Source organism: Collinsella sp. OF02-10, assembly GCF_003463445.1.
Classification (GTDB): Bacteria; Actinomycetota; Coriobacteriia; order Coriobacteriales; family Coriobacteriaceae; genus Collinsella.
Map to the genome: position 1 here is coordinate 5,458 of NZ_QSCW01000019.1, position 15,248 is coordinate 20,705.

A 15,248-nucleotide genomic window follows, 5' to 3' on the forward strand; every position below is an offset into this window, starting at 1 on the left:
CGCGCCATCTTTAATTCAGATCTATATTGCCCGTAACGGCAGCGCCGAGGTAACGCAGGCCCGAGGGCAACCTTCCTTTCCGGCGCACTCCGCAGGACGAAAGAACCTCCGCCGCACGAAGTGCGCAGCGGAGGTTCTTTCATGTCCGAGGACGCGCCGGAAAGGAAGGTTGCCCTCGGGCCGAACAGCTATGGCAGCTTACGCGACGGTGTAAACCCAGTCGTGCTTATCCTCAACAGCACCAGACTGGATACCAGTCAGAGTCTCGCGGAGCTTCTTCATCACAGGGCCGATCTCGGTGTAGCCAGCCGGGAAGGTCACGGTCTCATCGGCACCGTAGACCTTGTTGTCGATCTCGCCCACCGGGGAGATGACGGCAGCGGTGCCGCACAGGCCGCACTCAACAAAGGTGCCGGCCTTGACCTCGGCCCACTCGACGGGACGCTGGTCGACGGTAATGCCCAGGTCCTTGGCGACCTGAACGAGCGAACGGCGGGTGATGGAGGGCAGGATGGAGTCGGTGTGCGACTGCGGAACGACAAGGGTGCCATCCTCCTTCACGAACAGGACGTTAGCGCCACCGGTCTCCTCGACATAGGTGCGGGACTCGGAGTCGAGATACAGGTTCTCGGCATAGCCCTCGCGATGGGCCTCCATCGTGGGCTTGAGGGACATGGCGTAGTTGAGGCCGGCCTTGATGTTGCCGGTGCCGTGCGGTGCGGCGCGGTCGTACTCGGAAACGCGCAGCTTGACGGGCTTAAGGCCACCCTTAAAGTACGGACCGACCGGGGTCACGAGAATGCGGAACGTGTACTCAGGAGCGGGAGCCACGCCGATCACGTCACCGGAGCCGATCATAAACGGACGCACGTACAGGGTCGCGCCGGAACCGAAGGGCGGAACCCAGGCGGCGTTGGCAGAAACGACCTGCTTGACGGCCTCAACGAACTTGTCCTTGGGGAACGGGGGCATCTCGAGGCGCTGGGCAGAGTTATACATGCGCTCGGCGTTCATGTCGGGACGGAAACAGACGATGCTGCCGTCCTCGGCGGTGTAGGCCTTCAGGCCCTCAAAGACCTCCTGGCAGTAATGGAAGATGCCACCGCACTCGGAGACATGCAGGGTGTGGTCGGTGGTCAGGCCACCCTCGTCCCACTCGCCGTCCTTCCAATGGGCCTCGTAGCTGTAATCGGTCTTCATGTAGCCAAAGCCGAGGCTACCCCAATCGATATCCTTCTTCTCGACAGTCATATGTCGCTCCTTACATACACAGTTGCATACTCGCGAACCCGCACGCAAGGACCGGGGCCGACCGCGTCGCAACGTCGCACGCCCGGAGCGTAGAGCCGGACGGGACACGCGGACAGCATCAAAGCCGATGGCACGTCGATTCGCATGCACGAGATTGTACTCCCCACATGCGTTGGATAAAACGTTTTTCTTTAACTAACTAAAGTATTTTCATTTGACCGAAGCAAAAAGGCCCGCCACCGTAAGCGGTGACGGGCCTCAACTGCACGGTTTGCGCGCTGGCTCGAGCTAAGCGTTCTTTTTGCCCAGCTTAGCCTTAACCAGACCGACCACGGTCGGGATGATCGACACGGCGACGATGCCGATAATCAGCAGCTCAAAGTGCTCCTGCACAAAGGGGATGCCGCCAAAGAAGTAGCCCAGCAGAGTGAAGACCGTCGACCAGGTAATGCCGCCCAACACGTTAAAGATGACAAAGTTGCGCCAATGCATGCCGCCCATGCCGGCGATGAAGGGCACAAAGGTGCGGATAAACGGGAAGAAGCGACCCAGGAAGATGGCCAGGTGGCCCCATTTGTCCAGGAAGTCCTCGGACTTTTTGATGCGCTCGGGCGTCATGGCCTTCACCTTGCCCGAGGCGATGATCTTTTGGCCAAAGAAATGACCGATCATAAAGTTGCACTGATCGCCCAAGATGGCAGCCGTCCATGCGACGGCCAGCAGAGCCACGATGTTAAAGCCGCCGTTGTGGGCAAAGAAACCCGAGGCAAACAGCAGCGAATCGCCGGGAAGGAACGGGAAGAACACCACGCCCGTCTCGATAAAGATGATCAGGAACACGCAGCCATAGGCCATAAGCGGGCCGGCGGCGATCCAGCTGGCGATCGCGGTGCGCGGATCCTTAAGCAGCTCGGCGATAAAATTGATGAAACCCATGAAGTAAAACCTCTCAGTTGTGGGCGCGGACACGTCCAAGTTGACCAGTATACGGTTGTGACGCGGCAACGCACACGACCTTACAAAAGCGTGACTTCATTACCAGCAAGTTTGCATAATTGACACCTGTCGCGCAAAGCCGAGCAAGATTGCTCTTCCTAATCCCTAGCGAATCGCTATACTTTATTGAATTGCATTGTCGCGGCGCTAAGGGAGGGCGGCCGGTGAGCTTTATCAATACCATTCGCGAGGACATCAAGACCGTCCAGGCACAGGACCCCGCCGCGCAAAACGGCCTAGTCATCTTCCTTTCTTACCCCGGCCTGCACGCCAAGTGGAACCACGTGCCCGAGCACTGGCTGTGGGAACATGGACATCGCTCGCTCGCCCGCGTGCTCTCGCAGCTCACCCGTCATATCACCGGCGTCGAGATTCATCCCGCCGCGCAGATCGGCAAGCACTTCTTTATCGACCATGCCATGGGCGTCGTCATCGGCGAGACCACCATTGTGGGCGACAACTGCGTGCTCTACCAGGGCGTCACGCTCGGCGGTACCGGCAACGAGACCGGTAAGCGCCACCCCACCCTGGGCAATAACGTCACCGTGGGAGCAGGCGCCAAGGTGCTCGGCAACATTCGCATCGGCAACAACGTCAAGATCGGCGGCAACTCGGTCGTCGTCAAGGACGTACCCGACAACTGCACCGTCGTGGGCGTGCCGGGCCGCGTCATCAAGCGCAACGGCTGCCGCGTATTCGAGGAAAGCTTCGACGCCAAGCAGCACCGCGAATACATGCCCGACGATGCCGCCGAGCAGAGTGCCCTCAACCGCCAGGGCATCACCGAGAATGCCCGCCGCGTCAAGGAACTCGAGCGAGAGGTGGCCGAGCTCAAGGCCCTCGTCGCCAAGCTCGTGGACGAGCACTAGGAACGCGAGCGGCACAAAACAACATCGACACCGACGCAAAAGGCGCGCCAGGGAATCAATCCCCGGCGCGCCTTGTTTCCAATGTGACATGCGGAACTGTCCCTTTGTCACCTTAGGCGAACTGACTCAGATAGAGGTCGGCGTAGGCGCCCTCGGCAGCCAGCAGTTCCTTATGCGTGCCTTGCTCGATAATGTTGCCGTGATCCATGACCAAGATCAGGTCGGCGTCCACGATCGTCGACAGGCGATGCGCGATCACAAAGCTTGTGCGCCCATGCATGAGCGCGTCCATGGCACGGCCGATGGCAAGCTCGGTGCGCGTATCCACGCTTGAGGTCGCCTCATCCAGAATGAGAATCGCCGGGTTGTTGAGCAGCACGCGCGCAATGGTCAGCAGCTGACGCTGGCCCTGGCTGATGCTCTCGGCATCATTGGCCACGCGCGTGTCGTAGCCCTGCGGCATGGTGCGCACAAAGAAGTCGACCTGCGCGGCGCGGGCGGCAGCCACGATCTCGTCGCGCGTTGCCTCGGGGCAGCCGTAGGCGATGTTTTCGGCAATCGTGCCGTCGAACAGCCAGGCTTCCTGCAGCACCATGCCAAACTGCTGACGTAGCTCACCGCGGTTCATGAGGCGCGTATCCACACCGTCGAGCGTAATGCGGCCGCCGTCAATCTCGTAGAAGCGCATGAGCAGGTTGATGAGCGTGGTCTTACCCGCACCCGTGGTTCCCACCACCGCAATCTTCTGACCCGGTTCGGCGGTAAACGACACGTCGCGCATGAGCGGCTTTTCGGGCGTGTAGCCAAAGCGCACATGCTCAAAAGCGACGCGGCCCTCAACGCGACCCGGCAGCTTGGCGGCCTCGTCCGGCAGCGGATCGGCCTCCATCTCGGGCTCGTCGAGCAGGTCGAACACACGCTCCGCACTCGCCAGCGCGCTCTGCAGCGAGTTGAAAGTGAACGACAGCTGCGTCATGGGTTCGGACGCCTCGTAGATAAACTGGAAGAACGCCTGGAACACGCCGACGGTCATGTGGCCGGCGACCAGCATGCTGCAGCCCACCAGCGCGATCGCGATCTGCGCCAGGCGACCAATAAAGCGAACCGCGGGTCCGACGGCGTTGATCATAAAGTCGGCCTTGGTGCTCACGCGGGCCAGCTCGCCCGAGGCCTCGTGCACCTCGGCAGAGCTCTGGTGCTCACGGTTGAATGCGCGAATCACCAAACGGCCCGAATAGCCCTCCTCGACCGCGCTCGTGATTTTGGACACCCATTCCTGACGCTCGCCCGTCACATCATGCGTACGGCGCGAAACCACCTTGGTCACCAGCAGCGATACCGCCGTAAAACCCAAAAAGATCAACGTGAGCCCAACGCTATAGACGAACATCATGATGATGGCACCCGTCACGGTACCGATCGATACCAGCAGCTGCAGCAATCCGCGCTGCATACTCTCGGACATCTTGTCCAAGTCGTTGGTCGCGCGGCTGACCACCTCACCGGGGCGATGTGCGTCAAAGTAGGCGAGCGGCAGGCGGCTGAGCTTTTGCGCGATGCGGTTGCGCAGACGCAGGTTGAGTCGCTCGGCCACACTCGACATCAAAAAGCTCTGCAACGCATAGAACGACCCGGCAGCCGTCCAGATCAAGAAGTAGACAAAGATGGTCTTGCCGCATTGGTCCCAGGTGATGCTGAAGGTGGTTCCGCTGGCAAACGCCACCTGTATATGGCCCCACAGCTCGTCGATAACATGGGCGCTATATGCCGGCGCGGCGGTGTTAAAGATGACGTAGAACACGATGCTCGCAAACACGATGTAGAAGCGCCAATGGTCGCCGGCGGCCTCGCCCCACAAGCGGCGCACCGTCGCCCAGGTATCGCGGGGTTTCTCGTCCTCATCCTCGTCGTCCACATCGCGCATGCGCTCTGCTTCCGCGCGGGCACGCTCGTCCTCGGCACGCTCGTTTTCCTCGTACAGCGCTTGGCGGCGAGCCTCACGCTCGGCCGCGGCCTTGGCGGCGTCATCCAGCTCGGTCGGCGCGGCAGCCTGCTCGACCGCTTCCTCGGCAGCGTCCGCAGCGGCGGCATCGATAGTGTCGCTGTGCTTCTTGAGCTCCCCGGTCATGCTACTCACCTCCCTTCATTTGCGATTCCGCGATGGCGCGGTATACCTCACAGGTTTCCATAAGCTCGCCATGCGTGCCCAAGCCCACGACCTCGCCATCCTTGAGCACGACAATCTGGTCGGCGTGCAGAATCGTCGAGATGCGCTGCGCGATGATGAGCACCGCGGCGTCGCGCGTCTCGTCCTGCAGCGCATGGCGCAGGGCCGCATCGGTCTTAAAGTCCAGGGCCGAAAAACTGTCGTCGAAGATATACAGGTCGGCGCGCTTCATGAGCGCGCGAGCAATGGCCAGGCGCTGGCGCTGACCACCCGAGAAGTTCGTACCGCCCTGGGCAACCGGGGTATCGAGCCCCTGCGGTTGATCGAGCACAAAGGTGCTCTGGGCAACCTGCAGCGCATGAAGCATGTCCGCCTCGGTCGCGTCCTCGTTGCCAAAGCGCAGATTGCTTGCCACGGTGCCCGAGAACAGCCACGCCTTCTGCGGCACATAGGCAATGCGCCCGCGAATCTCGTCTTGCGAAAGGTCGCGCAGGTCAACACCGTCCAGGCGAATGGCGCCCTTCGTGGCATCGTGAAAACGCAGCAAGAGCTTTGCCACCGTCGACTTACCCGAACCGGTCGAGCCCACGATCGCGGTGGTCTGCCCGCGACGACAGGCAAAGTTCAGGTCGCACAGGGTGTCCTCGTCGGCATCGTCAAAGCGAAACGACATGTGATCGAACACGGCGACTGCATCGGCCCCGTCCTTTGAGTCGGACGCGGCCGCATCGAGCGTACGCTGGCCATCGACGATGCTCGGCTTAATCTCCAGCACCTGCTGTGCGCGGTTCAGACATGCGGCGGCACGCGGAAGCGTCAGCACCACCATCTGGGCCATCATCACAAAGAACAGGATCAGAAGCGCATACTCCAGCACCGCCGAGATGCTCGCGATCTGCATGGCGTGGGCGCCCACGCGGTTGCCGCCCACCCACAGTACCGCCACCTCGGCGATATTCATCAGAAAGAAGGTGGAGCTGTCGAGGCCCACAAACAGATGGTTGACTTTGATGGCGTTGGCGGCGTAGTCGCTAAACACCTCGTCCAGGCGCTGTTCCTCACGACGCTCCTTGTTAAACGCACGGATGACGCGCACGCCCACGATGTTTTCGCGCAGCACCACGTTCATGCGGTCGATAAAGCTCTGCAAGCGCATAAAAATCGGAGCCGCGTTGGCAACCGTAAAGACCGCCGCAACCAGCACGATCGCAACCACGACGCCCAGAAGCATGCCCATGGCCGGATCGATGAGCCAGGCGAAGATGATGCCTGCCACCGCCAGGAACGGCACCGGCAGCACCAGCTGAATGGTCTGCAGAATCGCCTGCTGAATCACGTTGATGTCGTTGAGCGAGCGCGTGATCATCGAACCCGTGCCAAAGCGCTCAAAGTCACTGGCAGACAGCTCGAGCGACTTGTCGTAGACGGCATTGCGGATATCGCAGGCCACGTTGGCGGCCAGGCGCGCCGAAAGATAGCAGCCCAACACCGCGCCGCCGCTGGCCATGCCGGTCGCGATAAGCATGTAGAGACCGTTGCGCAAAATGTAGTCGACATCGCCCGTGGTGATACCGGTGTTGACCATGTTCGCCAACATCGTGGGTACCAGCAGTGTGCCAACGTTGTCGATTAGCAGCACCAACAACGTCACCGCGACAAGCCTGCGATACGGCTTCATAAACCTCATTAAGAGTCGCACGACTCCCCCTCACCTTGATTCTCGGCCTGGCTCTCGACAGCGATATGCTGCTTAAAGGCATCGCACTCATCGCCGAGCGCATGGGAAAATTTTCCGATTAGGCGCATGATTTCGCGTTGCTCACACGGCTCAAGCGCGCCAAAGGCTCGCTGCTCGGCCTTGAGTGCCGGCAGCGCATAACGCTCGGCAAACCGCATGCCCGCTTCGGTCAAACGCACAACCTTGTTCTTACGGCTGCCTTCGGCAAACTCCAACGTTGCAAAGTCCCGCGCCGTCAAGGTTTTAATGGCCGAGTTGATGGTCTGCTTGCTGTAGAACCATTCGCTCGTCAGGCGGCTTACGGCAATACTGCCGCCCGCCGTGCTGGTATCGACGAGCATCCAGTAAGCGCAGTCCGAAAGACCGCAGGCGCGCGAGAACTCCGAATAGATATGGTCGAGTCCATTGAGCAACCGGTCGAAGTCGACCAGCGTAACCGCACTATTCATCTATCCCACCATTCGATTGTCCGATTTTTGACCAATTTTGTATCTCTAGATTAGTCCGAGTTTTGACTATCGTCAACAGGCTCTCCGCAAATGCTTGCACTTTTATGGCCTATCGGCAGAAAAAGACCGCCGGCGCGGGGGCAGCGCCAGCGGTCACGTGAAAATCGGGTTTTATTGCCCGTTAAGCGGCGACGGCCTCATAGACCGTAGCGCCCGAGAAGCTGTCATGCAGGCTCTTGCCGGCAATCCACGGCAGCTCGACGACCTCGCAGACCGTGTTGACCAGCTCGGAGCAGTCAGTAAAGTGGCCCTTGTCGTTGAGGGCCTCGCAATCCTGAACACGCCAATAGCCATCGGTGTGCGTGATGTAGTACTCGTGATCGTCAATCGTCACAAAAGCGCGCGTCTTGGAACGCAGCAGCTTCAGAAATCCTTCGAAGTCGGTCTCGACGACATCTCCAGCCTGGAACATGATGTTACCTCCTGGCCCGGCGCCACCACGGCGCATTGATAAACGTTGGTACTCCTTTAGTAAAACCTTTATCAGAGGTTATGCGTTCGTCATTTAGGCAAGTGGTAAAAAACCGCAGGGTAGACGGGATAAAACGTTTAACCATCCCATTTGTTTGTCACATTCTGAAGGTACTTTTATGCAAACCTACTTTCCCAATTGGAATCTATCCTTTTGGCCGGGCAATTGACCGTCTATCGTTTGAGCCCGACGGGTATGAACGGGGCATCTGCAACGCCACCGCAAGGAGACACCATGGAGACTATCGAAGCACTCATCCATCGCCGCAGCTGCCGCAAATACAGCGATCGTCCCGTCGAGGCCGAAAAGCTTGCACGTATTATCGAAGCCGGCCAATATGCACCGAGCGGCATGGGCCGCCAACCGGTGACGTTTGTCGCCGTCACCGACCCCGCGACCGTCGAGCGTCTCTCACAGCTCAACGCCCAGATCATGGGCAGCAACAGCGACCCCTTCTATGGCGCCAAGACCGTTGTGGTGGTGCTGGTCGACCGCAGCGTGCCCACACATCTGGAAGACGGCTCGCTCGCCATGGGCAACTTGCTCAACGCCGCCTATGCACTGGGTGTCGATTCGTGCTGGATTCACCGCGCGCATGAGGTCTTTGACTCGCCCGAGGGCCTGGAGCTGCTGGCCAGCTGGGGCCTGCCCGCCGACGGCAGCCTGCGCGGTGTCGGTCACTGCATTCTGGGCTATGCCGAAGACACGCTACCCGAGCCCAAACCCCGCCGCGACAACGTGGTGTATGTAAAGTAATTAGTTCCGCCGTTCTAACGAACGGCGGACCCGCTCGCAACTTATCTTGCCGGTGGAGTTGTCGTCGTTTCGTTCGTTTGAGTCGTTTCGGCGCCGTCGCCCTGTTCGTCCTCGTCCTTTTGAGCGTCGGCGATGGTAGAGGCCGCCGCAACGATACCGCGCTGGGGCGCGACGCCCGTCTGGGTCCGAGCGCCCTCGACAATTTCTGTGCCTGCATGCGCGAGCTCGGGCGATTTAAACATCGCGTCCAAGTTGGCACCGCCGCCGGCGTAGCCAAGCGCAGCGAGTGCGATGACGATCACTGCAACGACGACCGTGATCGGAACATAACGATGCCAACCAGCCGGATTGAGTCCGCTGCGACGAGCCGCCCCGCGGCTGATGTAGCCGAGCGTTCCGTCGTGCTTGAGCTTTGAGCCCACCACGCACTTGCGGCCCCACAACGAGGACTCTGCCTGCATGGCCAAGCGGGCGCTTGCCGAAGGATAGCCGTATTTAGTGCGCTTGAACGAACCATCAAACCCCGAGGCGTGTTTGCCCCACGTTACCGATGTCGTGCGTCGGTTGACCGGCGCGGCGCTCCGCCTTCTGCGGCTCGGTTTTGTAGTCTCAGCCATACGCCCCCGCACGCCGTAACCAAATCGAAACAATAACGCTTTGGACTGTAGCACACGCGTCGCGCGCGGTCACGGGCGCCTCGCTCAACGGTCATCGTCCTTCAGCAAGCGCCACAGCGTTGTTCGGCTTATGCCCAGCACCTCCGCCGCACGGGTTCGGTTGCCATGGAGATGATCTACAACCAGATGCGCGATATCTCGCTCGGTATCGGTCAGCGGTCGCAGGATATACAGGTCGCTTTCGAGTGTCGGGGCGCCAAAGGTTGCGGTCTTAATCACGTCCTCTTGGGCTAGCACTTCCTCCGCCACAGCGCAATCCACCGTGCCCGCCCCCACCAATATATACAGTCGTTCCGAGACCTCGCGGAGCTGCAGATAATTGCGCGGCCAGCGGTAAGCATCGAGCGCCTTCGTCGCCGCGGCAGACAGCGTGGGCGCTGCCGTCCCAAATGCACCAGCGAGATATTCCAAATAGCGCGCAACCTTCGTCGACGCGGCTCCCTGCTCGACGATTGCCGGCGCCACGCTCACCGCACAGGCGAAGCGCTCGGTCACAAAGGCGGCTTGATCACTTTCGCTGCCGCCCGGCATGTCATTCGCCGTCAGCACCACATGGCAGCGCGTCGCCAACGCGGTGTCGGCCATCGTGGAAACGAGCTCGCGAAGGCGCTGGGGGCCAACCGCATTCCAGCCCGCAATGCAAAGTGTCAGCCCCGTTTGGAACAACGGCGATTCGGCGCTTTTGAGCACGTGGCGCCAACCGCGATCGGTAAGCTCATCGAGCGCAACGGCAACAAAGGGTTGATCGGCAAAAGGACCGTCCAGATAGAGGCGCTTGGCGATCTCGACCTGACCCGCTCCCAGCTCGCCCTCGAGCATAAGGGGCACGCCGCGCGCGTAGCTCTCGGCGACCGGCGCAGCTACCGAGGCCGCCCCCTCAACGATGCCGTACGCGCTCGATTCGTAGCGGGCCTCAACTTCGTCGGCGTTGAGCCACTCGATGCCCGCATGTGCCGCGGCGCCGCGCACCTCGCGGACCACGACGACCCAAAGGCCCCCGCCCTCTTTGTCGGTGGGGCGAACGGTCAGGCTCAGGCGCGTACCCGCACGCCCCATAACCAGACGCGCGCCGTCTCCTATACGGTCGAGGCGCTCAGCGACAAAAGTCGCCACATCCCGCTCAAGCGCCGCGTCATTCATGGTCGAGATCACGACGTCCCCACGCGCATCGATTGCCAATGCCGAGGCCCCGGCAGCAGCCAGGGCCTCGGTCAAGATGTTTAGCTTGGCATCGCTATCCATGATTTGCCCCTGTCCGTTGCGACGTGCAACCGCCGACAGTCGCACGACCGAGTGTTTCAAAATTGAACGATATTGCTCACCAAACACTATAGGGCAGAAAGCGCTGTCCTGCGAGTATAGGTGTTGCCCCGCATCGCCATCCTGGCGGGGCGATAAGAGCTCTTCGGGACTTATAAACCTGCGGACAAGCCATACCCGCAAGAGCTCCTATCGCTCCACCGCAGGCTTGCGCTCACCAGCAACCAGCACACGAATAAGCTACTTCTCTACCAGATTCCCAGCACGTGCTGCATTCCCAAACTCATGCACGCAATGCCAATCCAGCAGCAAAAACCCAGCGCGATGGGCTTGCCGCCCTTTTTGACCAGCTCGACGATATCGGTATTAAAGCCAATAGCCGCCATGGCCATCACGATAAAGAACTTCGACAGCTCCTTGATGGGCGCCGTGATGGACACGGGAAGCTGAAGCACCGTGGTGATTACACTCGCCAGCACAAAGAACAGCACAAACATGGGAAACGCGCGTTTAAGCGAGAACGTGCTTTTGGCGTCGCCGCCGGCCTTGCGCGCCAGATGCATCTGCCAACATGCGAGGACCAACGTGATGGGAATAATGGCCAGCGTCCTGGTGAGCTTGACCACCGTAGCGCTCTCGAGCACATTGGCGCCGGGATGCATGCTGTCCCAGGCGCTCGCCGCAGCCGTTACGGACGAGGTGTCGTTGATGGCGGTGCCGGCAAACAGGCCAAAGCCCTCGTTGGTCAGCCCGAGCATACCACCGAGCGTCGGAAACACGAGCGCCGCGATAACGTTAAACAGGAAGATGACCGAAATAGCCTGGGCAATCTCGCGATCGTCGGCATCGATGACGGGCGCGGTCGCGGCGATGGCAGAACCGCCGCAAATCGACGAGCCCACGCCCACAAGCGTCGCGATCTTGCTCGGCACGTTCATAACGCGGCAGAGCACAAAGGCGATGACAAGCGAGGTCGAGATTGTCGCCACGATAATCGGTAGCGACTGGGCGCCCTTGGACAGAATCTGGGAGAGGTTCATGCCAAAGCCAAGCAGGATAACCGCGTACTGCAAGACTTTTTTAGACGTATAGGTGACACCGGCGGCGAGCTGTTCGCGGCGATTCTTGGGAAAGATGAGCGCCAGGACCATGCCAAAGAGGATGGCAAATACCGGCCCGCCGACCACCTCAATTTGTTTGCCGAGCAACGTCGCGGGGATAGCGATGATCAGGCAGAACAAGACACCCTTCCAGCGCTCGCGTACGATATTCGCCAGTTGCATATGGGATTCCTTCTTTCTCTTTCACGTTTGCGACGGCTTATGATACGGCAACATTGAGCGCAGCCTTGCGTAAACAAAGACTAAGATGCCGCAATAGTTCTTGGGCAACAGCCGAATTACCCACCGCGGAAAGCTGATTCGCGGCATAATTAACAACTGACATATGAGTTTGATAGAACAGTTGCGAGGCGCTATGGAAGAATCGATGCACGTCGGCGAGCAGGAAACGAGCCTACAGGACCAGTCCTACCACACCATTCGACGCAAAATCGTCTACCTGGACTACAAGCCGGGCGAAAAGCTGGGCGTCAAGCAACTTTGCGACGACCTGGATATGGGTCGCACGCCCGTGCGCGAGGCTTTGGTTCGCTTGGCGCAGGAAGGCCTGGTGCGCACCGTGCCCCAGAGTGGCACCTACGTCTCACCCATCAACCTCACCCTTGCCGAGAGTGCCTGTTACATCCGCGAACATCTGGAAAAGCAGGTGATTGTGGAGTGCTGTGCGCGAGCCACGTCGGCCGGCATCGAGCAGCTCGACCGCGCCATCGTGCTGCAGGAAAAGGCCATGGCCGAAGAGGATCGCATCGGTTTCTTTTTGAGCGACAACCTCATGCATCACATGATTTTTAGCATCGCATGTCGCAGCACCGTATGGTCGTGGCTCGAGGAGACCAATGCCGACCTGGAGCGCTTCCGCTGGCTGCGCGCCGCCACGCAGGTTCTCGACAATCAGGACATCGTGAACGAGCACAAGCAGATTCGCCGCGCTATCGCTGGTCGCGACCCCATCGAAGCGAGCTTTTTGGTCAGCAAGCACCTGCACATGATGTTCCGCAACCAAACCGAGGTTCTGGACCAGTTCCCCGAGTACTTCGAGACCAGCAAGCTCCGCTAACCTACCAAAAAGGGACAAGTTTATTTTGGCAGGTTTTATCTGGGCAAACGCAACAAGGCCCGACTCCGCCACAGCGGAGCCGGGCCCTTCTTGTTAGCGCGTTTCGACAACGGAGCACCTGATGTCAGTCACCAACAGCGAGCGAGCCGCATTTGCGCCAAGGTGACGTGAAATGAGAGGGCGCTGACCTTCTGGTCGCGCCCTCGAAATTGAACGTCAGATTGGCGTGAATGCGGCTCGCGCAGCGTCGAGCAGTTCCGGCGTTTGGTAAAACGCCGGAACAACAATTATTCGACCGTGACGCTTTTCGCCAGGTTGCGGGGCTGGTCAACGTCGCAGCCGCGCAGGATGGCGACCTCGCGGGCGAGCAGCTGCAGGGGAACGCTCGCCGTGATGGGGCTGAACACGTCGCGGACGGCCGGCACACGAATGATGCAGTCGGCAATCTTGTTGATTTCCTCGTCACCCTCGGTGGCAACGACGATAACCTTGGCGCCGCGCGCCTTGCACTCCATGAGGTTCGACACGGTCTTGTCGTAGGTGGCACTCTTGGTGGCCACAGCGATGACAGGGAAGCCCGGGTCGATCAGGGCAATGGGGCCGTGCTTCATCTCGCCGGCGGCGTAGGCCTCGGCATGCAGGTAGCTGACCTCCTTGAGCTTGAGCGCGCCCTCGTAGGAAATAGCGGCACCCATGCCACGGCCCACGAACAGCGCCGACTGCGCGTCCTTGCACAGCAGGGCGGCCTCATGAACGGCCTCGGTCTGGGTATCCAAAATCCACTGGATCTGCTCGGCCGTATCGGAAAGCTCGCGGAACAGCATGCGCGCCTGTTTGGTGGTCAGACGGTACTTAACCTGCGCCAACAGCAAAGCCAGCAGCGTAAGGCTCACGACCTGGCCGATGAAGCTCTTGGTCGAGGCGACCGCGATCTCCTTGTTGGCCTTGGTGTAGATGACGCCGTCGCTCTCACGCGCCACGGGGCTGCCCACCACGTTGGTGATGCCAAAGACCTTGGCGCCCTTGATGCGCGCGTCGCGAATGGCGGCAAGGGTATCGGCCGTCTCGCCCGACTGGGACACGGCAACGACAAGCGTCGTCGGCGTGATGATGGGATTGCGATAGCGGAACTCGCTGGCCGCCTCAACCTCGGTGGGGATGCGAGCCCAGCCCTCAATAAGGTTCTTGGCGATGAGGCCAGCGTGATAGCTAGTGCCGCAAGCGATCACGTAGACGCGGTCGATGTCGTTGAGTTCCTCGAGGGACAGGCCCAGCTCGTCGATATCGAGCTCGCCGGCGGGGGTCATACGGCCCACCAGCGTATCGCGCACGACGCGCGGCTGCTCGTGGATTTCCTTGAGCATAAAGTCGGGATAACCGCCCTTTTCTGCCATGTCCAGGTCCCAGTCGATGTGGGTGACCTTGGGCTCGATGACGTTGCCGGCCTCGTCAGTGTACTCGACGCCCGCGGGCGTGAGCTTGGCAAACTGACCGTCCTCGAGCACCACGACATCGCGAGTGGCATCGATAAGCGCGATCACGTCGGAGGCAACGTAGGAGCCGGTCTCGCCCACGCCGACCACAATCGGGGAGTCCTTGCGCGCCACGGCGATCACGCCGGGCTCGTCAGCGCACACGGCGGCCAGACCATAGGCACCGACCACGTGGGTGCAAGCCTCGCGCACGGAGGCCATCAGGTCGTGCGTCTCGGCATAAGCCTCTTCGATCAGATGCGCGAAGACCTCGGTATCGGTCTCGCTCTTAAAGTGGTGGCCGCGGCCCTCCAGCTCTTCGCGCAGCTCGGCGAAGTTCTCGATGATGCCGTTGTGGACGATGGCGATACGACCGTCGCAGCTGGTGTGGGGATGGGCGTTAACGACGGAGGGCTTGCCGTGGGTGGCCCAACGGGTGTGGCCGATACCGCAGGTAGCGTCGCTGTCGATGTTGGAAAGCTCGCTCTCCAGGCCCGCAACCTTGCCCACGCGGCGGATGACGTCGAGGTGTGCCGCGGCGCCCTCGCCCACCTCGAGCGCAACGCCCGAGGAGTCATAGCCGCGATACTCCATGCGCTTAAGGCCTGTGACCAGTATGTTCTTTGCAATATCAGAGCCGGTGTAGCCGACAATTCCGCACATAGGATAAATCCCTTCGTTCGCGTGACTGCAAGACGTCCACGCACAGGGGGCGCTGAGACGTATAACGTTCGAGTATTGTACTCACGCAAGCGCAAGCTGATATACCAGAAGTGGTATCTCAACTTAGATACCACCCGATGCACACACGTCCAGCCGGTCCAAACCACCACAAAGGTGTCTGTCCCCTTCGTGGTGGTCGCGCTGGCAACGGCGTTTCCCCAGATAAAACCTGCCAAAATA

General features: G+C 60.4%; 13 protein-coding genes. 3 read left to right on the forward strand and 10 right to left on the reverse strand.

The features are described from left to right. Positions 1-198: 198 nt before the first annotated feature. Positions 199-1,251 carry a branched-chain amino acid aminotransferase gene (locus DXA43_RS08570; protein WP_117806851.1) on the reverse strand — a complete coding sequence of 351 codons (1,053 nt, stop codon included), beginning with the start codon at positions 1,249-1,251 and terminating at the stop codon, positions 199-201. Positions 1,252-1,539: 288 nt separating this feature from the next. Next, complete coding sequence (locus tag DXA43_RS08575) at positions 1,540-2,187, reverse strand: DedA family protein (protein WP_117582947.1); 648 nt, start codon at positions 2,185-2,187, stop codon at positions 1,540-1,542. Positions 2,188-2,411: 224 nt separating this feature from the next. On the opposite strand from DXA43_RS08575, the gene cysE reads away from it, so the two are divergent. Further along, positions 2,412-3,116 (forward strand): serine O-acetyltransferase, encoded by a 705-nt coding sequence (gene cysE, locus DXA43_RS08580; RefSeq protein ID WP_117806852.1) that lies wholly within the window; start codon positions 2,412-2,414, stop codon positions 3,114-3,116. Positions 3,117-3,228: 112 nt separating this feature from the next. Here the strand turns inward: cysE and DXA43_RS08585 are convergent, their stop codons facing one another. The 4 genes from DXA43_RS08585 to DXA43_RS08600 form a co-directional block, all read right to left on the reverse strand. Next, entirely contained in the window at positions 3,229-5,244 is a 2,016-nt protein-coding gene (locus tag DXA43_RS08585) for an ABC transporter ATP-binding protein (protein WP_117806853.1), read from the reverse strand. Position 5,245: 1 nt separating this feature from the next. Next, positions 5,246-6,970, reverse strand: coding sequence for an ABC transporter ATP-binding protein (locus tag DXA43_RS08590; protein ID WP_117806854.1), 1,725 nt, complete (start codon positions 6,968-6,970; stop codon positions 5,246-5,248). Next, positions 6,970-7,470 carry a MarR family winged helix-turn-helix transcriptional regulator gene (locus DXA43_RS08595; protein WP_117806855.1) on the reverse strand — a complete coding sequence of 167 codons (501 nt, stop codon included), beginning with the start codon at positions 7,468-7,470 and terminating at the stop codon, positions 6,970-6,972. Before DXA43_RS08595 ends, DXA43_RS08590 begins: the two co-directional genes overlap by 1 nt. A gap of 181 nt (positions 7,471-7,651) precedes the next feature. Then, entirely contained in the window at positions 7,652-7,942 is a 291-nt protein-coding gene (locus DXA43_RS08600) for a hypothetical protein (protein WP_055251737.1), read from the reverse strand. 294 nt (positions 7,943-8,236) lie between these two features. Between DXA43_RS08600 and DXA43_RS08605 the strand changes: the two genes are divergently transcribed. Further along, positions 8,237-8,758: a nitroreductase gene (locus DXA43_RS08605; RefSeq protein WP_117806856.1), complete on the forward strand. Its 522-nt coding sequence runs from the start codon at positions 8,237-8,239 to the stop codon at positions 8,756-8,758. 41 nt (positions 8,759-8,799) lie between these two features. Here the strand turns inward: DXA43_RS08605 and DXA43_RS08610 are convergent, their stop codons facing one another. From DXA43_RS08610 to DXA43_RS08620, 3 genes are all read right to left on the reverse strand, one after another. Continuing rightward, entirely contained in the window at positions 8,800-9,375 is a 576-nt protein-coding gene (locus DXA43_RS08610) for a hypothetical protein (RefSeq protein ID WP_147344744.1), read from the reverse strand. 84 nt (positions 9,376-9,459) lie between these two features. Continuing rightward, entirely contained in the window at positions 9,460-10,677 is a 1,218-nt protein-coding gene (locus tag DXA43_RS08615) for a helix-turn-helix domain-containing protein (RefSeq protein WP_117806858.1), read from the reverse strand. A gap of 266 nt (positions 10,678-10,943) precedes the next feature. Continuing rightward, on the reverse strand, positions 10,944-11,978 hold the full coding sequence (locus DXA43_RS08620) for a YeiH family protein (RefSeq protein WP_117806859.1): 1,035 nt from the start codon (positions 11,976-11,978) through the stop codon (positions 10,944-10,946). 193 nt (positions 11,979-12,171) lie between these two features. Here DXA43_RS08620 and DXA43_RS08625 point away from each other — a divergent pair, with 193 nt between their 5' ends. Then, positions 12,172-12,873 (forward strand): GntR family transcriptional regulator, encoded by a 702-nt coding sequence (locus tag DXA43_RS08625; protein WP_050766156.1) that lies wholly within the window; start codon positions 12,172-12,174, stop codon positions 12,871-12,873. A gap of 287 nt (positions 12,874-13,160) precedes the next feature. Here DXA43_RS08625 and glmS read toward each other — a convergent pair whose 3' ends face one another. Further along, positions 13,161-15,008, reverse strand: a complete 1,848-nt coding sequence (glmS, locus tag DXA43_RS08630; protein ID WP_117582939.1) for a glutamine--fructose-6-phosphate transaminase (isomerizing) — start codon at positions 15,006-15,008, stop codon at positions 13,161-13,163. Positions 15,009-15,248 lie beyond the last annotated feature (240 nt).

Coding starts and splice junctions, on each gene's coding strand:
- DXA43_RS08600 (WP_055251737.1), bottom strand. CDS start 7,942: ATGTTCCAGGCTGGAGATGTCGTCGAGACCGACTTCGAAGGATTTCTG.
- DXA43_RS08625 (WP_050766156.1), top strand. CDS start 12,172: ATGGAAGAATCGATGCACGTCGGCGAGCAGGAAACGAGCCTACAGGAC.
- DXA43_RS08595 (WP_117806855.1), bottom strand. CDS start 7,470: ATGAATAGTGCGGTTACGCTGGTCGACTTCGACCGGTTGCTCAATGGA.
- DXA43_RS08610 (WP_147344744.1), bottom strand. CDS start 9,375: ATGGCTGAGACTACAAAACCGAGCCGCAGAAGGCGGAGCGCCGCGCCG.
- DXA43_RS08570 (WP_117806851.1), bottom strand. CDS start 1,251: ATGACTGTCGAGAAGAAGGATATCGATTGGGGTAGCCTCGGCTTTGGC.
- DXA43_RS08605 (WP_117806856.1), top strand. CDS start 8,237: ATGGAGACTATCGAAGCACTCATCCATCGCCGCAGCTGCCGCAAATAC.
- DXA43_RS08590 (WP_117806854.1), bottom strand. CDS start 6,970: ATGAGGTTTATGAAGCCGTATCGCAGGCTTGTCGCGGTGACGTTGTTG.
- DXA43_RS08585 (WP_117806853.1), bottom strand. CDS start 5,244: ATGACCGGGGAGCTCAAGAAGCACAGCGACACTATCGATGCCGCCGCT.
- DXA43_RS08615 (WP_117806858.1), bottom strand. CDS start 10,677: ATGGATAGCGATGCCAAGCTAAACATCTTGACCGAGGCCCTGGCTGCT.
- DXA43_RS08575 (WP_117582947.1), bottom strand. CDS start 2,187: ATGGGTTTCATCAATTTTATCGCCGAGCTGCTTAAGGATCCGCGCACC.
- DXA43_RS08620 (WP_117806859.1), bottom strand. CDS start 11,978: ATGCAACTGGCGAATATCGTACGCGAGCGCTGGAAGGGTGTCTTGTTC.
- glmS (WP_117582939.1), bottom strand. CDS start 15,008: ATGTGCGGAATTGTCGGCTACACCGGCTCTGATATTGCAAAGAACATA.